The sequence below is a fragment of the Aerophototrophica crusticola genome (genome assembly GCF_012913305.1).
In the GTDB taxonomy this organism is placed as follows: domain Bacteria; phylum Pseudomonadota; class Alphaproteobacteria; order Azospirillales; family Azospirillaceae; genus Niveispirillum; species Niveispirillum crusticola.
Map to the genome: position 1 here is coordinate 1,721,928 of NZ_CP051775.1, position 25,627 is coordinate 1,747,554.

Sequence of the window (25,627 nt, forward strand, 5' to 3'; positions counted from 1 at the left end):
CGCTGAACCTTTACTGGGCGATGGCTCGGGCAGGATACAAAAGCGCCGGGTCAAGCCAGGGATGACATCCAGAGATCGGCATCGGCGCGGTAGTGTCGGGGTTCGGCTGCGCCTCACCCCGACCCACGGGTCACCCCACATACGGCGGCAGGGGCTGCGGGCCTGCCGCCTGTTCCAGGACGCCGGCGACGCGCAGCAGGGTTTCCTCGTCGAACGGCCGGCCCAGGAGCTGGAGGCCCAGGGGGAGGCCATCGTTGGCGAGGCCGGCGGGGACGGAGATGCCGGGGAGGCCGGCGAGGCTGGCCGGGACCGTGAACACGTCGTTCAGGTACATGGCGATGGGGTCGTCCTGCTTCTCCCCGATGGCGAAGGCCGTGCTGGGGGCCGTCGGGGTCAGGATGACGTCGCACTGCTCGTAGGCTTTCGTGAAGTCCTCCGCGATGCGGGCGCGGACCTTCTGGGCCTTCAGGTAATAGGCATCGTAATAGCCGGCCGACAGCACGTAGGTGCCGATCAGGATGCGGCGGCGCACCTCCTTGCCGAACCCCGCGGCGCGGGTGTTCTCGTACATGTCCTTCAGGTCCTTGCCCTCGACCCGCAGGCCGAAGCGGACGCCGTCATAGCGGGCGAGGTTGGAGGAGCATTCCGCCGGCGCCACGATGTAGTAGGTGGGGAGGGCGTACTTGGTGTGGGGCAGGCTGATCTCCACCGGCACCGCGCCGGCCGCCTTCAGCCACTCGATCCCTTGCTGCCAGACGCGCTCCACCTCCGCCGGCATGCCGTCCACGCGGTATTCGCGGGGGATGCCGACGCGCAGGCCACGGATGTCGCCGGTGAGCGCTGCGGCGAAGTCCGGCACGGGCATGTCCACGGACGTGCTGTCCTTCGGGTCGAAGCCGGCCATGCTTTGCAGCATGAGGGCCGCGTCCTTCACCGTGCGGGTCATGGGGCCCGCCTGGTCGAGGGAGCTGGCGAAGGCGACGATTCCCCAGCGGGAGCAGCGGCCATAGGTGGGCTTCAACCCGACGATGCCGACGAAGCTGGCGGGCTGGCGGATGGAGCCGCCGGTGTCAGTACCCGTGGCGGCGATGGCGAAACGGCCGGAGACGCTGGCCGCGGAGCCGCCGGAGGAGCCGCCGGGGACCAGCTTGCGCGGGGCGTTGGCGGGGTCCTTGCCGGTCCAGGGGTTCAGCACCGGGCCGTAATGGCTGGTGATGTTGGCCGAGCCCATGGCGAACTCGTCCAAATTCAGCTTGCCCAGCATCACCGCGCCATCGCGGAACAGGTTGCTGGTGACCGTGCTCTCATACGGTGGGTGGAAGCCGTCCAGGATGTGGCTGGCGGCGGTGGTCAGCACCCCCTCCGTGCAGAACAGGTCCTTGATGCCCAGGGGCATGCCGTCCAGCGGCAGGGCCTTGCCGGCGGCATAACGCTCATCCGCGGCCTTCGCCTGGCGCAGGGCGATCTCCGGCGTCTCGGTGATGAAGGCGTTGAGGGGACGCGCCGCCTCCACCGCCTTCACATAGGCCTCGGTCAGCTCGGTGGCGGTGAACTGCTTGGAACGCAGGCCCTCCAGGGCCTCCGCCATGGACAGGTGGGTCAGGTTCGTCATTATTCGACCACCTTGGGCACGGAGAAGAAATGTTCGGCGGCGTCGGTGGCGTTCTTCACCACCTTGTCCGGGTAGCCGCCGTCGGAGACCACGTCGTCGCGGCGGCGCAGGGTCTGCGCGGCCACGCTGGTCATGGGGGCGACCCCGTCCGTGTCGACCTCGTTCAATTGCTCCACCCAATCCAGGATCTTGTTCAGCTCCTGGGCCAGGCCGGCCTGGTCCTCCTCCGGGACCTTGATCCGGGCCAGGTGGGCGATCTTCGCCACCGTCTTGGCGTCCAATGTGGCTTTGTCGACCGACATGGTGCTAAGTCTCTCCGCGCCGGGGCATGATGCCCCCTCCTGAAAAAGCGCACGGAAGCTAGCACCCCGCCATGCCGATCCGCAACCTCATGGAACTGAAGGACGCGCTGCCGAAGGGCGGGCGCATCATCGGGCTGGACCTGGGTGAGAAGACCATCGGGATGGCGGTCAGCGACCCGGACCTGCGCGTCGCCTCCCCCATCGGCACGGTCCGGCGGACCAAGTTCACGCAGGACCTGAACGAGCTTGCCCGGGCCATGAAGGACCGCAACGTCCGCGCCCTGGTGGTGGGCCTGCCGGTCAACATGGACGGGACGGAGGGGCCGCGCTGCCAGTCGGTTCGGGACTTCTCCCGCCTGCTGTTGCAGAAGTCCGCCGTGTTCGGGTTCGAGCCGGACCTGGCCTTCTGGGATGAGCGCCTGTCCACCAGTGCGGTGGAGCGGATGATGATCGGCTTCGACATGACCCGGAAGCGCCGGGACGAGGTGGTGGACAAGATGGCCGCCGCCTACATCCTGCAAGGGGCGCTGGACTTCATCGGCCGGCCGCCGTCGCTGCCGGACACGTTCGGGCGGGACTTCGACGGGGTGGATGAGGGGGAGTGACGTCCGCTGTCGGCCGGGCGGCGAGGTGTGTGGGGAAAACGGATTGGAACGGATCACAACGGATGAAAACGGTGGGGCCGGTGTGATCCCGCCGTTGGGGAAGTCCTTGGAGGTCTGATTGCCTGCGGCGCAGCCATTCAACATCATGGGGCTTGGCACCCGGGCTGCTGGTGTGTCGACCAATCCGTTCAAATCCGCTTCGATCCGTTCCCATCCGTTTTCCCAACACAGGCCCATGCCAGGACCAACCGCCCTATCCAGCAGGCCGCCCCCGTGACCGCCGTCGTCCTGGCGCTTGCGCCCATCTTCCTGTTGATCGTGCTGGGGTTCGGGCTGCGGCGGTTCCGGGTGCTGCCGGACCATTTCTGGCCGCCGGCGGAAAAGCTGACCTATTACGTGCTGTTCCCTGCCCTGCTGGTGGACAGCACGGCCAAGGCGGACCTGGCCGGGTTGGACATCGTGGGCCTGGGCGGGTCGCTGCTGGCGGCCATGCTCTGCGGGGCGGCGCTGGTGCTGGCGCTGCGGCCCTGGCTGGCGACGGACGGGCCGGCCTTCACCTCCGTTTTCCAGGGGGCGGTCAGGGTCAACACCTATGTGGGCCTGGCGGCCGGGTCGGCGCTGCATGGGCGGGAGGGCACGGCCCTGATGGCCATCGGCGTGATCGCCATCGTGCCCATGGTCAACGTGCTGAGCGTGCTGGTGCTGACCCGCTGGGGGCGGAAGGAAGGGCCGGGCCGGGCGACATGGCGGCAGGCGGTGAAGGGGGTGCTGACCAACCCGCTGATCCTGTCGGTGACGCTGGGGGCGTTGCTGAATGCCCTGGGCATCCATGCCGTGCCCGTCGTGTCGCCGCTGCTGTCCATCCTGGGCGCGGCGAGCCTGCCGCTGGGGTTGCTGGCGGTGGGCGCGGGGCTGGATTTCAGCGCGGTGCGGGCGGCGGGGGCGAGCCTGGTGGCGGCCAGCGTCATGCGGCTGGCGGTGGTGCCAGGGATCACCCTGGGCGTGGGCAGCCTGTGGGGGCTGGGGCCGCTGCCCCTGGTGGTGGCGGTGCTGTACAACGGGCTGCCCACCTCCGCCTCGGCCTATGTGCTGGCGCGGCAGATGGGCGGTGACTCAGGGCTGATGGCCGGGATCATCACCGCCCAGACGCTGGCGGCGGCGCTGACGCTGCCCCTGTGGCTGTGGGTTGTCAGCCTGGTGTGACCAAGGCCGCCGTTCAGACCCGCTTGCCCTTGGGCGGGCTCTGCTGGGCGCTGCGGTCGGCGGAGGTGTAGGCCTGGGCGGCCTGGTCGCCCTTCTTCATCATGTCCATCAGGCGCTGGGCGAACTGGCCCCGGTCGTTGCGGGCGTGGAGGAACTGCATCACCGCGTCCCGCGCCGCCTGCTTGTCATAGGGCTCCATGTCCGGCGGCGGGGCGGCTGGCTTCACGCCGGCGGCCCGGGCCACGGGGGTGTTGCGGGCCGCCTCCTCCGCCCTCTTCAGCACAGCCGGGTCGATGCCGGCGCGCAAGTCCCGGATCTGGCGCAGCAGGGTGGTCTTGGCGTCGGCGGGCATGGGTGGCTCCGGCAGTCGGGCTTCACGGCCAAGGATGCGCCGGGGCCCGGCCGGGCGCAAGGCCGGGACCTTGCCGCCGCTCGACCCCGGGACCTATAAGGGCGGGACACCCACCCGCCACAGCCTGGTGCCCCATGCCGAACCGCGCCCACGTCCCGCCCGTCACCGGCCCGTTGGCAGGGATCAAGGTGCTGGACATGAGCCGCATCCTGGCGGGACCCAGCGCCACCCAGATCCTGGGCGACCTGGGCGCCGACGTGGTGAAGGTGGAGAAGCCCGGCGAGGGCGACGACACCCGCAAGTGGGGCCCGCCCTTCGTCAAGGACGCCGACGGGAACGAGACGGCGGAGAGCAGCTATTACCTGAGCTGCAACCGCAACAAGCGGTCCCTGACGCTGGACTTCACCAAGCCGGAGGGGAAGGCCCTGGCCCTGCGGCTGGTGGGCAAGGCGGACGTGCTGGTGGAGAACTACAAGACCGGGACGCTGGCGAAGTACGGGCTGGCGTATGACGACCTGCGCGACGCGCACCCGCGGCTGGTCTATTGCTCCCTCACCGGGTTCGGGCAGACGGGCCCCTATGCGCCGCGGGCCGGGTACGACTTCCTGGTCCAGGGCATGGGCGGGATCATGTCCCTGACGGGGGAGCCGGGGGGCGAGCCCATGAAGGCGGGCGTGGCCATCGCCGACCTGATGGCGGGGATGTATGCGACCGTGGCGATCCTGGCGGCCCTGCGCCACCGGGACCAGTCGGGCCGCGGGCAGCACATCGACATGGCTTTGCTGGACAGCCAGGTGGCCTGGCTGTCCAACGCCGGGCAGTATTTCCTGACCAGCGGGCAGGTGACGCCGCGCTACGGCAACGGCCACCCCACCATCGTGCCCTACCAGACCTTCCAGGCGGCAGACGGCTGGATCATCCTGGCCGTGGGCAATGACGAGCAGTTCCGCAAGTTCTGCGCCTTCGCCGGCTGCCCGGAGCTGGCGGCGGACGAGCGCTATGCCAGGAACCGCGCCCGGGTGGCGAACCGGGGGGAGTTGGTCCCGGTGCTGGCGGGGATCATCGCCGCCAAGCCGGCCGCGTACTGGCTGGAGGGGCTGGAGCCGCTGGGCGTGCCCTGCGGGCCGATCAACCGGCTTGACCAGGTCTTCGCCGACCCGCAGGTGCTGGCGCGGGAGATGGTGGTGCGCATGCCCCACGCCGCGGCGCCGGAGCCGGTGCCCCTGATCGGCAGCCCGCTGAAGTTCAGCGACACGCCCGTGAACTACCGCCACGCCCCGCCCACCCTGGGGCAGCACACGGGCGAGGTGCTGGGCGAGTGGCTGAAGCTGGACGGGGCCGCCGTGGAGGCCCTGCGCGGCAAGGGCGTGGTCTAGGCCGCCTTCGGCCGTTCGCCGGACTGGACAGCCGGTCCCGCGGCCCCATGCTCTTGCGCCAAAGCGCCGATCCCCTGGGAGGAATGATGAGCACCGATTCCGCCGAAGCCAAGTGCCTGCTGCCCGACCCGGAGATGACCCGCCGCGGATTCGCCATGACCACGCTGGCCACCGGCTTCGCCCTGGCCTCCCTGCCCGTCAGCGCCCAGACCATAGTGACCACCCCGGCGGACGGGCTGATGGTGGGTGAGATCACGGTGAGGGTGAAGGACGGGACCATCCCCGCCTATCACGCCATGCCGAACACCAAGGGGCCCTTCCCCATCGTGCTGGTGGTGCAGGAGATTTTCGGCGTGCATGAGCATGTCAAGGATATCTGCCGCCGCTTCGCCCAGCAGGGTTACCTGGCCATCGCGCCGGAGCTCTATGCCCGCCAGGGCAACCCGGCCGCCATCAAGGACGTGCAGCAACTGATGAAGGAGATCGTGTCCAAGGTGCCGGACCTGCAGGTCATGGCCGACCTGGACGCCACCGTCGCCTGGGCCAAGGAGAATGGCGGCGACACGAACCGGCTGGGCATCACGGGCTTCTGCTGGGGCGGGCGGGTGACCTGGCTGTACGCCAGCCACAACCCGTCCCTGAAGGCGGGCGTGGCCTGGTACGGCCGCCTGACCACCCCGGCCAACCCGTTGCAGGACATGGTGCCCATCGAGCGGGTGAAGGAGCTGAAGGCCCCGGTGCTGGGCCTGTACGGTGAGGCGGACAAGGGCATCCCCGTGGCGGACGTGGAGAAGATGCGTGAGGCGCTGAAGGCCGCCGGCAAGACGGACAGCGAGATCGTGCTGTACCCCGGCGCCCCGCACGCCTTCTTCGCCGACTACCGGCCGAGCTATACGCCCGACGCGGCGGCTGACGGGTGGAAGCGGTGCCTCGCCTGGTTCAAGCGACACGGGGTGGCGTGAGCTTGGGGTGTCGGGGTTCGCTGGCGCTCACCCGCGACCTACGGTATCACGTGCCCCGTAGGTCGGGGTGACCATCGGGAACCCTGACGCTTCCCGCCTGCCATAGTCCCGGCCCATGGACACCGCCATGCCCACCCCCGCCCCGACCTTCGTGCATCCCCATGACCTGGAGGGGCGCGCGCATGCGTTCCCGCACCGGCACCTGCTGGGGATTGAGGGGCTGACGGCGCCGGAGATCAACCTGGTGCTGGATCTGGCGGACACCTATGTCGCCCAGAACCGCAGCCAGGAGCGGAAGAGCAGGGCCCTCAACGGCAAGACCGTGGTGAACCTGTTCTTCGAGAACAGCACCCGGACCCGCACCAGCTTCGAGCTGGCGGCCAAGCGCCTGGGCGCCGACGCCATCAACATGTCCGTCGATGGCTCCTCCGTGAAGAAGGGGGAGACGCTGATCGACACGGCCATGACCCTGAACGCCATGCACCTGGACGTGCTGGTGGTGCGCCACCAGGAATCGGGCGCGCCCAAGCTGCTGGCGGACAAGGTGAACTGCGCCGTGATCAATGCCGGCGACGGCCAGCATGAGCACCCGACCCAGGCCCTGCTGGACGCCCTGACCATCCGACAGCGCAAGGGCAAGCTGAAGGGCCTGACCGTCGCCATCTGCGGCGACGTGCTGCACAGCCGCGTGGCCCGGTCCAACATCCACCTGCTGAACATCATGGGCGCCACGGTGCGCGTGGTGGCGCCCCCCACCCTGCTGCCCGCGGCCGTGGACCGGATGGGGGTGGAGGTGCACCACACCATGGCCACCGGCCTGCGCGACGCCGACATCGTGATGATGCTGCGCGTGCAGAGCGAGCGCATGCAGGGCCAGTTCCTACCCAGCCAGCGGGAGTATTTCCGCTTCTACGGCCTGGACCGGGACAAGCTGGGGCTGGCCAAGCCCGACGCCCTGATCATGCACCCCGGCCCGATGAACCGGGGCGTGGAGATCGACAGCCTGGTGGCCGACGACATCCACCGGTCGCTCATCCTGCAACAGGTGGAACTGGGCGTGGCTGTGCGGATGGCGTGCCTGGACTTACTGACCCGCGGCCGGAACTGAGGACGCGGACACCGTCGGCTTGGGACCCTGCAATAAAGGGCAGGACTAGTTGCCGCCGGTGACGGCCGTATTTTCGCCATTGATACATCCTATCGTTTTGGAACCGCATCTGCGACCATGTCACCGGTCACTCGATGCAATAGGAGGGATCGATGACGGACAGGATCAGGCGGCGTTTGCTGGCAGTCACCATGGGCCTGCCCTGTCTGGCGCCGGTGGCCGGCCTCTCCAGCGCTTGGGCCTCCGACCGCTCCCAACCCGCCCCACGACCGGCCCCGTCCGTTTGGCCGTCCCGGCGGAGCCTGGGCCCATTCCCTTGGACGGGGTGGCGACCCTGGTGCGGCTAGTGCCCGACGGCGGGGCGCCAAGCTTCCGGGCAGCGCTCGACCGGGTCGGCCCCGGCGCGCGGATCCACCTCACCTGCTATGGCCTGATGGCGGCGGGGCCGGTGTCGCGGCCATTCAACCTCTATCTCGGCATCGACCCCGCCGCCCCGCCGGCGCTATGGCCGCGGGCGCGCTTCGTCGGCGCTCTCTCCTTCTTCAACGCCGTCGGGCGCAGCTACACGGCCGAAGAAGACCCGCCCATTGATTTCAGTGCGGAAGTGACGGGCCTGATCGGCCGCCGCTTTGCGGAGGCGGGGGAGATTTGGGTGGGTATCTTGCACTCCGGTCCGATCGCGGCCGGGTCCGATCCGCGGCTGCACAGCCTATCTCTGATTGCCGGCGGCTGAACCACGTATCGCTTATTCCGATAACTCCACCTACAGATCGCGTTGAAAGCGCACTTGGGTATATTGAATATACCTGATAAAACTGCCATCCCCTCGAAAAAATCAATGCTAAGGAGGTATACGCATGATGACCATTTCGCGCCGTGGGGCTCTGATCGGAACGATGGCGGGTATTGGCAGCCTTGCGGTGCCTGGCCTGCTCGCCCGGGTCGCCAGCGCCCAGCAGCCGACCGTGCGGTACAATGCCTACTCGGCCAAAGGTAAGCAGATGCTGGCCATCTACGCCGATGCGGTCGGCAAGATGATGGCCCTGCAGACCAAGGACCCGCGGTCCTGGGATTTCCAGTGGTACACGCATTTCATCCCCGGCCCCCAGAACCTGACGACCAAGCTCCCGAAGATCCTGGAGGTCTACGGCGCCTCCAAGGACCCGAACCGGCAGCTCGCCGAACAGATGTGGAGCATGTGCCAGTCGCACCTAAAGGCTCAGAACGCCTACATGTTCCTGCCCTGGCACCGCATGTACGTGCTCTGCTTCGAGGAGATCATCCGCGCCATCTCCGGCAAGCCGGAATTCACCCTGCCCTACTGGGATTACCTGGACCCGACGCAGAAGTCCCTGCCGGAGGAGTTCCGCCAACCGAACGATCCACTCTACAAGTCCCTCTACCGTCCGGACCGGAACAAGTACGTCTACACCGACCCGAAGACCGGCAAGACCTACAACATCGATGTCAATGCGGGCACGCCCATCGACCTGGGCCAGCCGGAGGGGGCGATCAACCTGAATTGCATGCAGGCCACCACCTATGACGATGCGAGCGGGGTGGCGGGGTTCTGCAACGGCCTGAACAGCAATCCCCACGGCATCGTCCACGACTATGTCGGCAACGAGAAGGGCATGGGCTATGTGCCCACGGCCGCCAACGACCCGATCTTTTGGCTGCACCATTCCAACGTGGACCGCGTCTGGGCCAGCTGGAACAAGAACGGCGGCCAGAACCCGCTTTCCGAGTGGACGAGCTACGATTACACCTTCGCCGACGGCAACGGGAACGCGGTCAGCTACAACGCCGCCAAGGTGGGCGACACGGTGGAGCTGGGCTACGTTTTCGACGCCTATTACGGCGCGCAGTTCGGGCCCGGCACAGCCAAGGTGGAGACGCTGCAGCTCGCTGTGAACACGGCCCCTGTCGGTGCGGCCGCTCCCGCCCCGGTCCAGGCGGCGGCGGCCACGGGCCCTACGGTGCTGGGCGCCGGGCTGACCCGTGCGGTCCTCACCTCCACGAGTGAGGGCACAGCCCTGTTCCAGGCTGCCCCGAAGGCGCCCGCCGCGGGCAAGCGCATGGTCCTGGAGTTGAGCCAGCTCGTGCAGTCCGGGCCGGTGGGCCAGGCCTTCAACGTCTATATCGGGGAGGATGCGAAGTCCGGCACCTATGTCGGCCAGGTCTCCTTCTTCCCGGCCATGCCGGCCGACATGGACCATTCCGCTCATGGTGGCACGGCGGGCGGGGTGAACGCCTATTTCGACATCACCAATGAGGTGGCCAGCGGCGCCATCTCCGCGAAGATGCTGGCGAAGCCGGTCGTCGCCTTCCTGCCTGCCGGGCCGGTGAACGACGCGGCCAAACCCACCGTCGGCGCCATCCTCATCCGGCAGGTCTGATCCCCATAACCGCCCACCAGGGGCGGCATTCGCGACGTCCGCCGGGCACCGCACCGGCGGACGTCGTAATTCCGGGCCCGCGCCGAAAAGGGGCTGCCGGACCGTCACCGCATCTCGACAATCCGGGCGGTTTATGCAGAGTTCGACTGCCTTCCCCGCCGTGAGCCGAGTTGCCTGATGACCAACCGCACCGCCTATACCAACGCCCGCTTGCTGGACCCCGCGACGGGGCTGGATGCCTTGGGCACCCTGCTGACGGAGGGGGCGAAGGTGGCGGACTTCGGGCCCGGGCTGTTCGCCGACGGGGTGCCGGAGGGCATCCAGGTGGTGGACTGCGCCGGGGCCTGTCTGGCGCCCGGCCTGGTGGATCTGCGGGCCCAGGTGGGGGAGCCGGGGTTCGAGCATAACGAGACCATTGCCACCGCCAGCCGCAGCGCCGCGGCGGGCGGCATCACGGCGGTGGCGGTGCTGCCCAACACCGATCCGGTGATCGACGACGTGTCGGGGCTGGAATTCATCGCCCGCCGGGCGCGGGAGACCAAGCTGGTCAAGGTCTTCGCCTATGGCGCCCTGACCAAGGAGACGGCGGGCAAGGAGCTGACGGAGATGGGCCTGCTGTCGGAGGCGGGGGCCGTGGGCTTCACCGACGGCACCTGCGCCGTGGCGGACGCGCTGCTGCTGCGCCGGGCCCTGTCCTATGCCACCGTCTGGGGCAAGCCGATCATGCAGCACCCGGCGGAGCCGCGCCTGTCCGGCGGGGTGATGAACGCGGGGGAGATCGCCAGCCGGCTGGGCCTGTCCGGCAGCCCGGCCATGGCCGAGGTGATCATGCTGGAACGGGACATGCGGCTGGTGGAGATGACCGGCGGCCGCTACCACGCCGCCCATATCAGCACCGCCGAGTCGGTGGAGGTGATCCGCCGGGCCAAGGCCAAGGGGTTGCGGGTGACCTGCGACACGGCCCCGCCCTATTTCGCCCTGACGGAGCAGGATGTCGGCGAGTACCGCACCTTCTTCAAGCTGGACCCGCCACTGCGGACGGAGATGGACCGCCGGGCCATCGTGGAGGGGTTGGCGGACGGCACCATCGACGCCATCGCCAGCGACCACACGCCCCACGACCAGGATGAGAAGCGGGTACCCTTCGCCCAGGCGGCCTTCGGTGCCGTGGGGTTCGAGACGCTGCTGCCCCTGGTGCTGGAGCTGCACCACAAGGGCGCCCTGCCCCTGCTGGCGGCCCTGGACAAGGTGACCAAGGTGCCCGCGGACATTCTGGGCCTGCCCGCGCTGGGCCGGCTGGCGAAGGGCGGGCCGGCGGACCTGGTGGTGTTCGACCTGGACCGGCCCTGGAAGGTGGACGGGGACCGGCTGGCGTCCAAATCCAAGAACACCTGCTTCGACAAGCGGCCGGTGCAGGGCATGGTCCTGCGCACCGTGGTGGACGGGCGCACCGTCCATACCCGCGCGTCGGCCTGAGGGGGGCGATACCGATGGTCGAGACGTCTGCCCTGGTCCTGGCGGCCGCCGCGCTGGGCGGCTACCTGCTGGGTTCCATCCCCTTCGGCCTGGTGCTGGCCCGGCTGGCCGGCTATGGCGACATCCGCAAGATCGGCTCCGGCAACATCGGCGCCACCAACGTGCTGCGGACGGGCAACAAGCCGCTGGCGCTGGCGACCCTGCTGCTGGACAGCGGCAAGGGCGGCATCGCCACCCTGCTGGCCCTCTGGCTGGGGGGCCAAGAGTCGGCGCTGCTGGCGGCGGGCGGGTCCATGCTGGGCCACGCCTTCCCGGTCTGGCTGGGCTTCAAGGGCGGCAAGGGGGTGGCCACCGCCCTGGGCGTGCTGCTGGCCATATCCTGGCCCGTGGGCCTGTTCGCCTGCGGCATGTGGCTGCTGACGGCGGTGGTGTTCCGGATCAGCAGCCTGTCGGCCCTGGTGGCCCTGGCCCTGTCGCCCCTGTTCGGCTGGTGGTGGTCGGGTCCCGCCGTGGCGGGTCTGGCCGCCTTCATCGCCGTGCTGGTGTTCGTCCGCCACAAGGACAACATAACCCGCCTGCTGGCCGGGACCGAGCCGCGGATCGGCGGCAAGAAGGCGGAGGCGGCCGGGGCCACCCCCACCCCCTGACCAGCACCCTCACGCCACCGGCGCGGCGGCCATGGCGTTCAGGCCTTGCTGGAACATCTGGGATTCCGCGTCCCGGCGCTTCTGCAGGCCGGGGGCGTTGGGCCACAGGCGCTTCATGGACGTGAACTGGGCCGGCACGCCTTCCGGCTTGCCCTGGGCGATCAGGTCGCGGATGGCCTGCATCTCCGTCCGGGTGGGGCCGGTCAGGACCGTGCCGCGGTTGTAGACCAGGCTGACCATGGCGCCGATGCAAAGGCCGTTCAGCTTGTCCAGGCCGGGAAAGGCCGCCAGGGTCTTGGCCTCATACACGGGCAGTGACTTGGTGGTGAAGACCTGGACGACGTCGGCGAAGGGGATGGTGATGCCCTTGAGCTGGGCCACCAGGGCCTGGAGCTTCGCCTGGTTGGCGGGGGAGCCGACGATGCCCACGGCGGTGCCGAGCTGCTGGATCGTGGCGGCGTCCAGCAGGTCGCCCCAGGTGGCCTTGAGGTCGGCCAGGGTGTTCTGCCCCAGGTCATAGCCGACGCCGATGGTGATGCCCGACGCCCCGCCCGGCCAGACCGGGTGGCAGGCGAACTTGGTGTAATAAGCTTGGCCGCCCGTTTCCTCGGTGATGATGAAATCGATGCACTGCTGCGGGATCATCGACGCCCTCTCCCCCTGACATGCCGGCCATAGGACGGCCGCGCGTATCCAGGGAGCTTACCATAGCTCTATCGAATGGAGTAACCCGGCAGGCGCAAAGGGGTTGACGGGACCTACGAATTCCACAACCCTTCTTGTATGCAGATCGACCGACGCCCGTTGAACGCGCAAGAGCGCCTGGACTGGCTCCGCCTCTCCCGGGCGGAGAATGTGGGGCCCGTGACTTTCGCCCGGCTGCTGGAGCGGTTCGGCAGCGCCGCGGCAGCGCTGGCGGCCCTGCCCGACCTGGCCCGGCGCGGCGGCCGGGCGCAGCCCCTGCGGGTGCCCGGCAAGGCGGAGGCGGAGCGGGAGCTGGCGGCCCTGGACAGGATGGGCGGGCGGCTGGTCTGTGCGGTGGAGCCGGACTATCCCCTGCCCCTCGCCGGGATCGACGACGCGCCGCCGGTGCTGAGCGTGCTGGGCTTCGCGCAACTGCTGCAACGGCCCAGCGTGGCCGTGGTTGGCGCGCGCAACGCCAGCGTCAACGGGCGGAAGATGGCGGAGACCCTGGCCCGCGACCTGGCGGAGGCCGGGTTCCTGGTGGTGTCGGGCATGGCCCGGGGGATCGACACCGCGGCCCATCTGGGGGCCATCGCCGGCGGCACGGCGGCCGTGGTGGCCGGCGGGGCGGACGTGGTCTATCCGCCGGAGAACAAGGGGCTGTATGAGGATCTGCGCCACCGCGGCGCCATCGTGGCCGAGTCGCCCCTGGGCACCGAACCGCAGGCCCGGCACTTCCCCCGGCGGAACCGCCTGATCTCCGGCCTGTCCCTGGGCGTGCTGGTGGTGGAGGCGGCGCTGAAGTCCGGTTCCCTGATCACCGCCCGGCTGGCGGGGGAGCAGGGCCGGGACGTGTTCGCCGTGCCGGGCTCACCCCTGGACCCGCGGGCCCAGGGTTGCAACCGGCTGCTGAAGGACGGGGCCGTGCTGGTGGAAAGCGCGGACGACGTGGTCATGGTGCTGCGCCAGGCGGCGACCCGCCCGCTGGCGGAGAAGGAGCGGTTCTACCGGGCCGCGGGGCCGGTCGCCGCCGACGAGCGGGACCTCCAGGAGGCGCGGCGGCTGGTGCTGGAGGCGCTGTCCCCCACCCCCGTCCTCATTGACGAAGTTGTCAGGGGCTGCCAATTGTCTGCCGGGGTGGTGCTGACCGTCTTGCTGGAGCTTGAGCTGGCGGGGCGGCTGCATCGGCATCCGGGGGGCCAGGTCAGCCTGGTGGGTTGAGGGCCCCCTTGCACATTTCCGTTGGGGTAAAGGGCCTCCCGTGGCTGGCAGCAGCGTCCTCATCGTCGAGTCCCCGGCCAAGGCCAAGACGATCAACAAGTATCTCGGCTCCGACTTCACCGTCCTGGCGAGCTTCGGCCATGTGCGGGACCTGCCGCCCAAGGACGGGTCCGTGCGGCCGGAAGAGGATTTCGCCATGGAGTGGGAGCTGGGCGACCGCTCCAAGCGCCATGTGGACGAGATCGCCCGGGCCGTGCGCGGCGCGCAGAAAGTCTACCTGGCCACCGACCCGGACCGGGAGGGGGAGGCCATCGCCTGGCACGTGAAGGAACTGCTGGCCGAGCGCAAGCTGCTGGGCAAGGCGGACGTCAAGCGCGTCACCTTCAACGAGATCACCAAGTCCGCGGTGCAGGAGGCCATCCGCAAGCCCCGCGACGTGGACCAGGAGCTGGTGCAGGCCTACCTGGCCCGGCGCGCCCTGGACTATCTGGTGGGCTTCACCCTGTCGCCGGTGCTGTGGCGCAAGCTGCCGGGGTCCAAGTCCGCCGGCCGGGTGCAGTCGGTCGCCCTGCGGCTGGTCTGTGAGCGCGAGGCGGAGATCGAGGCGTTCCGCCCGCAGGAATACTGGACCATCGAGGCGGAGTTCAAGACCCACGCCGGCCAGTCCTTCACCGCGCGCCTGACCCAGCTGGACGGCAAGCGGCTGGAGAAGTTCAGCCTGGGCGACAAGGGGGCGGCCGAGGCGGCGCTGGCCCGCATCCGCCCCATGCTGTTTAAGGTCGGCCGGGTGGAGCGCAAGGAGGTGCGGCGCAACCCCTACGCCCCCTTCACCACCAGCACCTTGCAGCAGGAAGCCAGCCGCAAGCTGGGCTTCGGCGCCATGAAGACCATGCGCACGGCCCAGAAGCTGTATGAGGGTGTGGATATCGGCGGGGAGACCGTCGGCCTGATCACCTATATGCGTACGGACGGCGTCTCCCTGAGCCAGGAGGCCATCGACGGGGCGCGGCGGCTGATCGACAGCACCTGGGGCGACAGTTACGTCCCGGAGAAGCCGCGCATCTACAAGTCTGCCGCCAAGAACGCGCAGGAGGCCCACGAGGCGATCCGCCCCACCGACCTGTTCCGCCGGCCCGAGGACGTGGCCCGGTACCTGGACAAGGACGAGTTGCGGCTTTACGAGCTGGTCTGGAAGCGCACCGTGGCCAGCCAGATGGCCAGTGCCATCCTGGACCAGGTCACCGTCGACATCATGAGCAAGGGTGCCGAGGCGGTGTTCCGCGCCACCGGCAGCGTCATCCGCTTCGACGGCTTCCTGAAGGTCTACCAGGAGGACCGGGACGACGACGGCGACGAGGACGAGGGCAACCGCCGCTTGCCCGCCATGAAGGACGGCGACGACCTGACCCGCGGCGCCCTGAAGAGCGAGCAGCACTTCACCCAGCCGCCGCCCCGCTACTCCGAGGCCAGCCTGGTGAAGCGGCTGGAGGAGCTGGGCATCGGCCGGCCGTCCACCTATGCGTCCATCTTGCAGGTGCTCCAGGACCGGGAATATGTCCGGCTGGACAAGCGGCGCTTCGTGCCGGAGGACCGGGGCCGGCTGGTCACCACCTTCCTGGAGAGCTTCTTCCCCCGCTATGTGCAGTACGACTTCACGGCGGGTCTGGAGGAGAAGCTGGACGACATCTCCGGCGGGCGCGTCTTCTGGAAGGACGTGCTGCGGGAGTTCTGGTTCAACTTCTCCAAGGCGGTGGAGGGGACCAAGGACCTGACCATCACCCAGGTGCTGGACGCGCTGGACGCCGCGCTGGGCCCCCACTTCTTCCCCCAGGTCACCGGGCCGGACGGCAAGGTGGTGGACACCCGCGTCTGCCCCAACTGCCACCAGGGCCGGCTGGGGCTGAAGCTGGGCAAGACGGGGGCCTTCATCGGCTGTTCCCGCTACCCCGACTGCAAGTACACCCGCCCCCTGGCCGTGGCCGGGGAGGAAGGGGAGCAGGCGGAGGGCGACCGCGACCTCGGCACCGACCCGGAGACGGGCCTGCAGGTGCAGATGAAGCGCGGGCCCTATGGCGTCTATGTGCAGCTTGGTGCCGCCGCGTCGAAGGAAGACAAGCCCAAGCGCGTGTCCCTGCCCCGCGGGCTGAACCCGGCGGACGTGGACCTGGACATTGCCTTGCGGCTGTTGGCCCTGCCCCGCTCGTTGGGCACGCACCCCAGCTCGGGCCAGGAGATCCTGGCGGGCATCGGCCGGTTCGGGCCGTACCTGAAGCATGGCGACGCCTACAAGAACCTGACCGCCGACGACGACGTGCTGACTATCGGCCTGAACCGGGCCGTGGTGCTGCTGGGCGACGGGCCGGTGAAGAAGGCGGTGCAGGGGCGCGAGCTGGGGCCGCATCCCAAGGACGGCAAGCCGATCAGCGTCGGCTCCGGCCGGTTCGGGCCCTATGTCAAGCACCTGAAGCTGTTCGCCAGCATCCCGAAATCCATGAACGCGGACGAGATCACCCTGCCGCAGGCGGTGGAGCTGCTGGCGGCCAAGGCGGCCAAGGACTCGGGCAAGGCCCCTGCCCCCGCTGCGGCCGAGACGGAGAAGGCCCCGGCGAAGAAGGCGGCCCCTGCCAAGAAGGCCCCGGCGAAGGCGGCGGGGACCAAGTCCGCAACCAAATCCACGGCTGCCAAGGCACCCGCAAAGCGTGCGGCGGCGAAGAAAGTGACGGCCTGACACTCGCAATACGCGAAGGCTCAGGAAACCGCGCGGCGCCGGAATGATGAATTGAGCGAAATCAATGCGGCGCCTTTCAGGTTGATGCCAAAGTCGCATACGGTCGGGTGCCAAACCGCGCGACAATGGGACGCGTAGGCGTTCCAGCGGGATCGGCGCTGGATTATATAGGGATGGACAATCCTTCCGGCCGGGGTGAGACTGGATCGGCCAACACGGGACCACGGCCCATGGATTACGAGAGCTTCTTCAAGAGCCAGATCGACGGGCTGAAGCGCGAAGGCCGCTATCGCGTCTTTGCCGATCTGGAACGCAAGGTCGGGGAGTTCCCCGTCGCCTCCTATTACCCGGAGCCCGCCGGGCAGCCGAAGGACGTCACCGTCTGGTGCTCCAACGACTATCTGGGCATGGGCCAGCATCCGGTCGTGATCGGCTCCATGGTGGACGCGCTGCACAAGTGCGGCGCCGGCGCCGGCGGCACCCGGAACATCTCCGGCACCAACCACTACCACGTCCTGCTGGAGCAGGAGCTGGCGGACCTGCACGGCAAGGAAGCGGCCCTGCTGTTCACCTCCGGCTACATCTCCAATGAGGCGACCCTCAGCACCCTGCCCAAGCTGCTGCCGAACTGCGTGGTCTTCTCCGACGCGCTGAACCACGCCAGCATGATCGAGGGCATCCGCCACTCCGGGGCGGAGAAGCACATCTTCCGGCACAACGACCCGGCCCACCTGGACCAGTTGCTGTCCCGCTACCCGAAGTCCCTGCCCAAGCTGGTGGCGTTCGAGTCCGTCTATTCCATGGACGGCGACATCGCCCCCATCGATGAGATCTGCGACGTCGCCGAGAAGCACGGCGCCATGACCTACCTGGACGAGGTCCATGCGGTGGGCATGTACGGTTCCCGCGGCGCCGGCGTGGCGGAGCGGGACCGCCAGATGCACCGGCTGACGGTGATCGAGGGCACGCTGGGCAAGGCCTATGGCGTGATGGGCGGCTACATCACCGGGTCGTCGGCCCTGGTGGACTGTGTCCGCAGCTTCGCTTCCAGCTTCATCTTCACCACCTCCCTCGCCCCCGTCCTGGCGGCGGGTGCCCTGGCCAGCGTCCGGTTCCTGAAGGAGCATGACGAGATGCGCCAGCTGCACCAGGAGCGCGCGGCCACCCTGAAGCGCCGGCTGGCGCAGGCCGGGCTGCCGGTCATGCCGTCGGCCAGCCACATCGTGCCGCTGCTGGTGGGCGACCCGCGGTTGTGCAAGCAGGCCAGCGACGACCTGCTGACCAACCACAACATCTATGTGCAGCCCATCAACTATCCCACCGTACCCCGCGGGACGGAGCGGCTGCGCATCACCCCGACCCCGTACCACGACGACCGCAAGATGGACCATCTGGTGGACGCCCTGCTGTCCGTCTGGGCAAACCTGGAGCTGCGCAAGGCGGCTTGAGGTCGGGCCAAGCTTGAGTTCGAGGGGCCGGCGGGGCGACCTGCCGGCCCCTTCGCTTTTCGGGGTTACCCTTCGCCGTCCGTAGACACGTTCAAGCGGAGCCCGCCCGACCCCTGCGACGGCTCGACACTTGAATCGTCACACCCTTCGGCTTGCCCCTCCCGCGTCCGCGGGCGTACAAGGGGCTGCAAAGGTGGGGGAAACGAATGGCCGAGCTTCACGATTCCGATGAACTGATGGACCAGCTCCGGCTGGAGTTCCGGGACGACGTGCAGGACCGGCTGGGCGGTGTCTACCGCGCGCTGGAGGAGGTCCGGGAGGGCCGGCGCACGGCGGCGGAGACGATCCGCGACATCAGGCGTGAGACCCACAGCCTGAAGGGCACCGGCGCCACCTTCGGCTTCCCCATCGTGACGCTGATCGCCCAGCGCATGGAAACCTACCTGTCGGGCCTGCGGGACCTAGACGGGAAGCAGGTGGCGCACCTGCACACCTTCGCCGACCGCATCGCCGAGATGGCGGAGCGGGACCTGCAGCCCACCCTGGTGGAGACGAACCAGATCATCCGCGCCCTGCCGGTGCGGTACGAGTTCGACATCACCGAGGTCGAGGTCCGCGACGTCGACATCATGCTGGTGACCCCGAACAAGCTGGTGGCGAAGAAGGTCTCGCAGGAGCTGGCGGCCTGCGGCTTCAAGGTCAACGTGGTGCCGGACCCGATCGAGGCCATCAGCATCGCGGTGCGCATGCCCCCCGACATGGTGATCGCCGCCGCCGTGATGGACGGGCTGGGCGGCGTGGACCTGATCCGCGGCCTGAAGGCCATCTCCGTCACCGAGAAGGTACCCATGGCCCTGCTGACCAGCCTGGACGCCAACGCGCTGAAGGGGATGCCGGACCAGACCGCCGTGATCCGGCTGGGTCCCGCCTTCCAGGACGACATCGCCGCCGCCATCACCCGCTTCAACCTCGGCTGAAACCCTCCCCGACCGCTGTCGCCGCGGTGTGCCGCGGCGGAGTCGCCCGCGATGCCCATGAGACAGCCGGAACCCCGGACGAGCGACATCCTGCTGGCCTTCCTGGCCGGCGACGGGCCGGACGCGCCCGCGTCCCCCACCGGCGTGCCGGCGGACCGGGTCAGCATCGGCATGCTGATCGACGGGATGGGGGAGCGGGCCTATGGGCTGCTGATGCTGCTCTGCGCCCTGCCAAACTGCGTGCCCGGGCCGCCCGGCGTCTCCACCGTCACGGGGATGCCGATCCTGCTGTTCGCCTTCCAGATGCTGCTGGGCAGCCCGCGGCCCTGGCTGCCGCGCTTCCTGCGCGACCGCAGCTTCGCCCGGTCAGACATGCTGACCATGGTGAACAAGGCCCTGCCCTACATGCGCCGGGTGGAGCGGGTGGCCAAGCCCCGCCTGCCCGGGATGGTGGCCGGGCTGGCGGAGCGGGTGGCGGGGGCGGTGGTGCTGTTCCTGTCGGTGATCCTGGTGTTGCCGGTGCCGCTGGGCAACCTGTTCCCCGCCGTGGCCATCGCCATCATGGCCATCGCCCTGCTGGAGCGGGACGGGCTGGTCATGCTGATCGGCTATGTGGCGGCCGCGGCCTCCACCGTCGTCGCCGCCACCAGCATCTATGTGGTGGTGAAGCTGATCATCCTGGGCATCCGGCACTTCTTCCTCGGGGAATGAGCGGGCGGGGAAAGACCGACCACGCCGCTGGGCGACCTTCGTCGCGTGGCAGAGTGGCGCACCGGTGATGCCCCTGGGGCGCCCTTGATCCCTTGTTCGCCAAGGGCCTACACTGCCTGCATGCGGCCGCCCTGATATGCCAACGGCCAGCGCCGGCACACGGTGCGGACGGGGCGGCACGGGGGAAACGCCTGATGTCGCACAGCATCCTGGTCGCCGACGACGAGCCGAGCATCGTCCTGTCCCTGGAGTTCCTGCTGAAGAAGGCGGGCTACCGGGTGCGGGTGGTGCGGGACGGGTCCGCGGTGATCCCCGCCATGCTGGAGGAGCGGCCGGACCTGGTGCTGCTGGACGCCATGATGCCGGGGCGGGACGGGTTCGACCTGTGCCAGGCCATACGGGCAGAGCCGGGCTGGGCGACCATCCCCGTGCTGATGCTGACCGCCAAGAGCCGGGAGGTGGAGAAGCAGAAGGGCTTGGCCCTGGGCGCCACCGACTACATCACCAAGCCCTTCTCCACCCGCGACCTGGTTGAGACGGTTCGCCGCCACCTGGCCGGGGGTGGGCCGTGACGGCCGGCATGGGCGGGGAAGCCTGATGGACGCGGCCCGGCTGGGGCGGGTCGCCCTGTTCATCGCGTTGGGCGCCGCGGCCTTGTGCCTTTCCCTGCCCTGGGTGGTGCGGGGGTCGCCGGACCCGGTTCTGACCATGGCCTTCGTCTCTGCCGCCGTGGCGGGGATCGCCGTGGCGCTGGTCTGGGGGCTGGTACGGCTGGGGGTCATCAATCCCGGCAAACGCCTGGCGGCCCAGGTGCCGGTGCTGCTGATGAGCGACGGCAAGGGCGGGCTGCCGCCGGAGAACTATGGGGCCATCGGCCCCCTGGCCGCCCTGGTGGCGGAGCTGGCGGCTAAGGTGGCGGCCCTGAAGGCGGACACCGACCGCACCGTGGCGGAGGCGACCCGGCGGGCGGAGGAACAGTCCGGCCGGCTGGCGGCCCTGCTGCGGGACCTGCACCAGGGTGTCCTGGTCTGCAACCTGCGCCACCAGGTGCTGCTATACAATGAGGAGGCGCGGGCGCTGCTGCCCCAGGCCGCCGCCCTGGGCCTGGGCCGGCCGCTGGTGGAGCTGGTGACGGCGGAGCCGGTGCGGCACACCCTGGACCGGCTGACCCGGCGCATCGCCGAGGGCCGGCACAAGGAGCACCGGGATGGCACCACCGCCGGCTTCGTGGCCGGCACGGCGGAGGGGCGGCTGCTGCAAGGGCGGATGGCCGCCATCCTGGGCACCGACGAGTCGGTCACCGGCTATGTGGTGACCCTGGAGGACGCGACGGAGGAGATGGCGTCCCTGGCCGCCCGCGACCGGCTGCTGCGCAGCGCCACGGAGGATGTGCGCGGCCCCCTGGCGAACCTGTCCGCCGCGGCGGAGATGTTGGCGGAGCACCCGGAGCTGTCGCCGGAAGAGCGGCAGGGCTTCGAGCAGGTGATCCTGGCCGGGTCCGGGCAGTTGCAGGACACCCTGGCCCGCATCACGACGGAGTACCGTGCCGGCATCACCGCCGCCTGGCCCATGGCTGACATCATTTCCGGCAACCTGTTCGCCCTGGTGGCGGAGCGCTGCGCCCGCCAGGGGGGGCCGGCCCTGACCTGCACCGGCCTGCCCTGCTGGCTGCATGGGGACAGCTACGGCCTGGCACTGCTGCTGTCCCGGCTGGCCCAGCGGGTGGCGGAGGCGACAGGGCAGCGGGAGCTGGACATCGCCGCCACCCATGACGACCGCTTCGTCTATGCCGACCTCTGCTGGAAGGGGGAGCCGCTGGCGGCGGCATCGGTGGAGGGCTGGCGGGCCGACAGCCTGGCCGACGCTTTGGCCGCCCTGACCGTGGCGGACATCCTGGATTACCACAACGCGGACCTGTGGTCGGAGCGCTGTGGCGAGGGGTTGTCCCGGCTCCGGGTGCCCCTGCCCCTGCCCAAGGAGCCCCACGGCCGCCGCAAGGCCGCCCCGGCGCCGCGGCCGGAGTTTTTCGACTTCGACCTGCTGCACCAGCCCCTGCCCGAGGACGCGCTGGCCAGGATGCCGTTGAAGACCCTGTCCTATGTGGTCTTCGACACGGAGACGACGGGCCTGTCCCCCAGCCAGGGGGACGAGCTGGTGTCCGTGGCCGGGGTGCGCATCGTCAATGGCCGCATCCTGACGGGGGAGACCTTCCAGAGCCTGGTCAACCCCGGCCGCGCCATCCCCGCGGCCAGCACCGCCATCCACGGCATCACCGATGCCATGGTGGCCGACGCGCCGCCGCCGGAACAGGTGTTGAAGCAGTTCCGCGCCTTTGTCGGCGGGGCCGTGCTGGTGGCGCACAACGCGGCCTTCGACCTGAAATTCCTGAAGATGAAGCAGAAGGCGGCGGGGGTGAAATTCGACACGCCCGTGCTGGACACCATGGTCCTGTCCCGGCAACTCCAGGGGGAGGACGGGACACACAGCCTTGACGGCATCGCCGCCAGCCTGGGGGTGGAGGTGGTGGACCGCCACTCCGCCCTGGGGGACAGCCTGGTCACCGCGGCCATCTTCCTGAGGTTCCTGGACGCCCTGGCGGCCCAGGGGATCGTCACCCTGGATGACGCCATCCGCCGGTCCAACATGGCGGTGGAGCTGCACGCGCGGGAGCGCGCCTTCTGATGCCCCGGCGTCGGCGGGAAGCGCGGCACCGGGCGCGGATGCTGGGGTTGTTCCTGGCAGGCTGCGTGATGGTCAGCCCGCCCCTGCTGTCGGGGTTCGGGCAGGAAGCCGGGGCAGGCCTGCTGGCCTGGCTGTTCGGGGCCTGGGCGTTGCTGGTCCTGCTGCTGGCCTGGGCCGGGAGGGGGCGGTGAGCAATACCTTGCCCGTCTGGCTGGTGGCGGGGGTCAGCCTAGCCTACCTGCTGGGCCTGTTCGCCCTGGCCTATGGGGCGGACCGGCGGGCGGCGGCGGGCAAGGCGGTGGGCGGGCCGGTTGTGTATGCCCTGAGCCTTGCCGTCTACTGCACGGCCTGGACCTTCTATGGCAGCGTCGGCCGGGCGGCGGAGGCGGGGGTGGGGTTCCTGCCCACCTATCTGGGCCCGACGCTGGTGATGGCGCTGGCGCCGCTGCTGCTGGCGAAGATCCTGCGGGTGGCGCGACGGCAGCGCTCCACCTCCATCGCCGACTTCATCGCTGCCCGTTATGGCCGAAGCCAGGCATTGGGCGGGCTGGTGGCGTGCGTGGCGGTGGTGGGGCTGGTGCCCTACATCGCCTTGCAGCTCAAGGCCATGTCGGCGGGGTTCGAGCTGCTGACCGGTGGGGCGGCGCCGGGCGGGTTGGCGGACACCGGCCTTTGGATCGCCCTGCTGATGGCCCTGTTCGCCATCATCTTCGGCACCCGCAGCATCGACGCGACGGAGCACCATCCCGGACTGGTCACCGCCATCGCCTTCGAGGCGGTGGTGAAGCTTGTGGCCTTCCTGCTGGTGGGGGCGGCGGTGGTCTGGGGCCTGGCCGGGGGGCCGGGGGCGTTGCTGGAGCGGGCCGCGGAGGTGCCGCGCACGGCAGGCCTGCTGACCGGCGCGCCGGCCCTGGAGGGGGGCGCCTGGGTGACGGGCTTGCTGCTGGCCATGGCCGCCACCCTGTGCCTGCCGCGGCAGTTCCAGGTGATGGTGGTGGAGAACACGGACGAACGGCACCTGCACACCGCCCAATGGCTGTTCCCCCTGTACCTGCTGCTGATCAACCTGTTCGTCCTGCCGCTGGCCCTGGCGGGGCTGCTGCTGCTGCCGGCGGGGAACGTGCCCGCGGACATGTTCGTGCTGGGCTTGCCCCTGGCGGCGGGGTGGGAAGGCTTGGCCCTGCTGGCCTTCATCGGCGGCCTGTCGGCCGGCACCGGAATGATCATCGTGGAGACGGTGGCCCTGGCCACCATGGTGTCCAACGACCTGGTCCTGCCCCTGCTGTTCCGCGGCAAGGGCGCGCTGGAGGGGGTGCGCGACCTGGGCCGGCTGACCCTGATGGTGCGGCGGGCCGCCATCGTCGGGCTGATGCTGCTGGGGGCGCTGTATGTCCAGGCGGCGGGCGGCACGGCGGGGCTGGTGAGCATCGGCCTGGTCAGCTTCGCCGCCGTGGCCCAGTTCGCCCCGGCCTTGCTGGGCGGCCTGTTCTGGATCGGGGGCACGCGCCAGGGCGCCATCGCCGGGATCGCGGGTGGTACCCTGGTCTGGGCCTATACCCTGCTGCTGCCGAGCCTGGTGCCGGAAAGCAGGCTGGTGCTGGCGGGGCCGTGGGGAATCGGGGCGTTGCGACCGGAGGCGCTGTTCGGCGTCCAGGGCCTTTCCCCCTTGGCCCACAGCCTGTTCTGGAGCCTGGTGGCCAATGTCGGGCTGTATCTGGGCCTGTCGGTGCTGGGGCCCGAGGATGAGGGGTCGCGCGCCCAAGGACCCGCCTTCGTAGAGGCGCTGGGCGACGGGGAGGAGGAACCCGGCGACTGGCGCGGCACCGCCACGGTGGCGGAGCTGGAGGGCCTGCTGGCCCGCTTCCTGGGGCCCGGACGCGCCTGGCTGGCCGGGCCGGGGGAGAGTTGCCCGCCGCCGCAGGCCCTGGCCGACGCCGGTCTGGTGCGGCGGGCGGAGCGGCTTCTGGCGGGGGCCATCGGCGCGGCCTCCGCCCGGGTGGCGCTGGCCTCCGTCCTGGGCGGGGGTGCGGTGGGGCGGGCCACCATCCTGCGCATGCTGGATGAGACCAGCGGCGTGATCGAATACAGCCGGCGCCTGGAAAGGAAGAGCGCCGAGCTGGAGGCCGCCACGGCGGCCCTGTCGGCGGCGAATGACCGGCTGCGCGAGCTGGACCGGATGAAGGACGAGTTCCTGTCCACCATCACCCACGAGCTGCGCACGCCCCTGACCAGCGTGCGCGCCCTGTCGGAAATCCTCTATGACACCCCGGACCTGCCGGAGGAGCAGCGGCAGGAGTTCCTGGGCACCATCATCAAGGAGAGCGAGCGCCTGACCCGCCTGATCAACCAGGTGCTGGACATGGCGAAGATCGAGGCCGGGGCCTTGGACTGGAGCATCGGGCCGGTGGATCTGGCAAGGATCGCCCGCGACGCGGCGGATGCCACCCAGGCCCTCTACCGGGAGCGGGGGGTGGCGCTGGAGTTGTCCGTCCCCCCTGCCCTGCCGCTGGTTCTGGGGGACGCGGACCGGCTGGCCCAAGTGGTGCTGAACCTGCTGTCCAACGCGGTGAAGTTCGTGCCCCAGGGGAGCGGGCGGGTGGTGCTGTCGGTGGAGCGGGACGGGGACGGGATGCTGCGCCTGTCCGTGGCCGACAATGGGCCGGGCATCCCGCCGGAGTACCAGGAGGAGGTGTTCGACCGATTCCGCCAGGTCAGCGACGCCCAGGCCGGCAAGCCCCAGGGCACGGGCCTGGGCCTGGCCATCTGTCGCCGGCTGGTGGAGCACATGGGCGGCCGGATCTGGGTGGAGAGCCTGCCCGGCCAAGGTGCGACGTTCCGGTTCACCGTGCCGCTCGCCCCCACCCCTTAATTGGAGGCCCAGAGCAGGTAGAGGCCGTACTTCATGCCCACGAAAGAGCCGAAGCCGATGACGACGATGCTGAGCTTGTCATAGAGCGACATGGGAATCCCACTTTCGATTTCGAAAGTCCTGACGTGGGAAGACCTGCCGACATCCGCAAGAGCCTGTATTCCCACAAAAATTCTGTGGTCCGGCCTGTGATGAAGGGTCGGGAGACGAACGGTTTCCGCCGGGCTGCCATGGCCGCGGCAAAGGCGGCCCGCCTTGCAATCCA

22 protein-coding genes are annotated in these 25,627 nt (G+C 69.5%); 18 read left to right on the forward strand and 4 right to left on the reverse strand.

The genetic code is table 11. The features are described from left to right. Window positions 1-130: 130 nt before the first annotated feature. Together gatA and gatC are read right to left on the reverse strand one after the other, a co-directional pair. Window positions 131-1,612: an Asp-tRNA(Asn)/Glu-tRNA(Gln) amidotransferase subunit GatA gene (gene gatA / locus HHL28_RS08470; RefSeq protein ID WP_075768833.1), complete on the reverse strand. Its 1,482-nt coding sequence runs from the start codon at window positions 1,610-1,612 to the stop codon at window positions 131-133. Then, complete coding sequence (gatC, locus tag HHL28_RS08475; protein WP_075768832.1) at window positions 1,612-1,914, reverse strand: Asp-tRNA(Asn)/Glu-tRNA(Gln) amidotransferase subunit GatC; 303 nt, start codon at window positions 1,912-1,914, stop codon at window positions 1,612-1,614. The genes gatA and gatC overlap by 1 nt, the downstream gene beginning before the upstream one ends. A gap of 71 nt (window positions 1,915-1,985) precedes the next feature. Here gatC and ruvX point away from each other — a divergent pair, with 71 nt between their 5' ends. Both ruvX and HHL28_RS08485 read left to right on the forward strand, forming a co-directional pair. Next, a complete protein-coding gene (gene ruvX / locus HHL28_RS08480) occupies window positions 1,986-2,519 on the forward strand; it encodes a Holliday junction resolvase RuvX (protein ID WP_075768831.1) in 534 nt (177 codons plus the stop codon). A 273-nt stretch (window positions 2,520-2,792) separates the two neighbouring features. Next, window positions 2,793-3,722 carry an AEC family transporter gene (locus tag HHL28_RS08485; RefSeq protein WP_075768830.1) on the forward strand — a complete coding sequence of 310 codons (930 nt, stop codon included), beginning with the start codon at window positions 2,793-2,795 and terminating at the stop codon, window positions 3,720-3,722. Between the two features lie 13 nt (window positions 3,723-3,735). Here HHL28_RS08485 and HHL28_RS08490 read toward each other — a convergent pair whose 3' ends face one another. Beyond that, window positions 3,736-4,074, reverse strand: coding sequence for a hypothetical protein (locus HHL28_RS08490; RefSeq protein WP_075768829.1), 339 nt, complete (start codon window positions 4,072-4,074; stop codon window positions 3,736-3,738). 134 nt (window positions 4,075-4,208) lie between these two features. Between HHL28_RS08490 and HHL28_RS08495 the strand changes: the two genes are divergently transcribed. The 7 genes from HHL28_RS08495 (at window position 4,209) to plsY (ending at window position 12,042) form a co-directional block, all read left to right on the forward strand. After that, on the forward strand, window positions 4,209-5,450 hold the full coding sequence (locus HHL28_RS08495; RefSeq protein ID WP_075768828.1) for a CaiB/BaiF CoA transferase family protein: 1,242 nt from the start codon (window positions 4,209-4,211) through the stop codon (window positions 5,448-5,450). A gap of 86 nt (window positions 5,451-5,536) precedes the next feature. Further along, window positions 5,537-6,412: a dienelactone hydrolase family protein gene (locus HHL28_RS08500; RefSeq protein WP_075768827.1), complete on the forward strand. Its 876-nt coding sequence runs from the start codon at window positions 5,537-5,539 to the stop codon at window positions 6,410-6,412. Between the two features lie 127 nt (window positions 6,413-6,539). Continuing rightward, window positions 6,540-7,520 (forward strand): aspartate carbamoyltransferase catalytic subunit, encoded by a 981-nt coding sequence (locus tag HHL28_RS08505; protein ID WP_075769164.1) that lies wholly within the window; start codon window positions 6,540-6,542, stop codon window positions 7,518-7,520. Between the two features lie 325 nt (window positions 7,521-7,845). Continuing rightward, the gene (locus tag HHL28_RS08510; RefSeq protein ID WP_169654983.1) at window positions 7,846-8,253 is read left to right on the forward strand and encodes a hypothetical protein; all 408 of its coding nucleotides are present in this window, start codon (window positions 7,846-7,848) and stop codon (window positions 8,251-8,253) included. Between the two features lie 163 nt (window positions 8,254-8,416). Further along, entirely contained in the window at window positions 8,417-9,919 is a 1,503-nt protein-coding gene (locus tag HHL28_RS08515; RefSeq protein ID WP_075768825.1) for a tyrosinase family protein, read from the forward strand. Window positions 9,920-10,096: 177 nt separating this feature from the next. Further along, a complete protein-coding gene (gene pyrC, locus HHL28_RS08520) occupies window positions 10,097-11,395 on the forward strand; it encodes a dihydroorotase (RefSeq protein ID WP_075768824.1) in 1,299 nt (432 codons plus the stop codon). 14 nt (window positions 11,396-11,409) lie between these two features. Further along, window positions 11,410-12,042 carry a glycerol-3-phosphate 1-O-acyltransferase PlsY gene (plsY, locus tag HHL28_RS08525; protein ID WP_075768823.1) on the forward strand — a complete coding sequence of 211 codons (633 nt, stop codon included), beginning with the start codon at window positions 11,410-11,412 and terminating at the stop codon, window positions 12,040-12,042. A gap of 9 nt (window positions 12,043-12,051) precedes the next feature. On the opposite strand, the gene HHL28_RS08530 is transcribed toward plsY, so the two are convergent. After that, window positions 12,052-12,687, reverse strand: a complete 636-nt coding sequence (locus HHL28_RS08530) for a lysozyme family protein (RefSeq protein WP_075768822.1) — start codon at window positions 12,685-12,687, stop codon at window positions 12,052-12,054. Window positions 12,688-12,825: 138 nt separating this feature from the next. Here HHL28_RS08530 and dprA point away from each other — a divergent pair, with 138 nt between their 5' ends. The 9 genes from dprA to HHL28_RS08570 all read left to right on the forward strand — a co-directional run bounded on the left by dprA (window position 12,826) and on the right by HHL28_RS08570 (window position 25,362). After that, window positions 12,826-13,947, forward strand: coding sequence for a DNA-processing protein DprA (gene dprA, locus HHL28_RS08535; protein WP_075768821.1), 1,122 nt, complete (start codon window positions 12,826-12,828; stop codon window positions 13,945-13,947). Window positions 13,948-13,987: 40 nt separating this feature from the next. After that, on the forward strand, window positions 13,988-16,675 hold the full coding sequence (gene topA / locus HHL28_RS08540) for a type I DNA topoisomerase (RefSeq protein ID WP_075768820.1): 2,688 nt from the start codon (window positions 13,988-13,990) through the stop codon (window positions 16,673-16,675). 230 nt (window positions 16,676-16,905) lie between these two features. Further along, a complete protein-coding gene (gene hemA / locus HHL28_RS08545; RefSeq protein ID WP_075768819.1) occupies window positions 16,906-18,123 on the forward strand; it encodes a 5-aminolevulinate synthase in 1,218 nt (405 codons plus the stop codon). Window positions 18,124-18,329: 206 nt separating this feature from the next. After that, window positions 18,330-19,100: an Hpt domain-containing protein gene (locus tag HHL28_RS08550; protein ID WP_075768818.1), complete on the forward strand. Its 771-nt coding sequence runs from the start codon at window positions 18,330-18,332 to the stop codon at window positions 19,098-19,100. 51 nt (window positions 19,101-19,151) lie between these two features. Next, window positions 19,152-19,811: an exopolysaccharide biosynthesis protein gene (locus HHL28_RS08555; protein WP_075768817.1), complete on the forward strand. Its 660-nt coding sequence runs from the start codon at window positions 19,152-19,154 to the stop codon at window positions 19,809-19,811. 194 nt (window positions 19,812-20,005) lie between these two features. Next, entirely contained in the window at window positions 20,006-20,383 is a 378-nt protein-coding gene (locus tag HHL28_RS08560) for a response regulator transcription factor (RefSeq protein WP_075768816.1), read from the forward strand. Window positions 20,384-20,408: 25 nt separating this feature from the next. Further along, window positions 20,409-22,493: a 3'-5' exonuclease gene (locus tag HHL28_RS08565; RefSeq protein ID WP_075768815.1), complete on the forward strand. Its 2,085-nt coding sequence runs from the start codon at window positions 20,409-20,411 to the stop codon at window positions 22,491-22,493. After that, a complete protein-coding gene (locus HHL28_RS18495; RefSeq protein WP_404326828.1) occupies window positions 22,493-22,684 on the forward strand; it encodes a hypothetical protein in 192 nt (63 codons plus the stop codon). The genes HHL28_RS08565 and HHL28_RS18495 overlap by 1 nt, the downstream gene beginning before the upstream one ends. Further along, on the forward strand, window positions 22,681-25,362 hold the full coding sequence (locus HHL28_RS08570; protein WP_404326830.1) for an ATP-binding protein: 2,682 nt from the start codon (window positions 22,681-22,683) through the stop codon (window positions 25,360-25,362). Before HHL28_RS18495 ends, HHL28_RS08570 begins: the two co-directional genes overlap by 4 nt. Window positions 25,363-25,627: the final 265 nt, after the last annotated feature.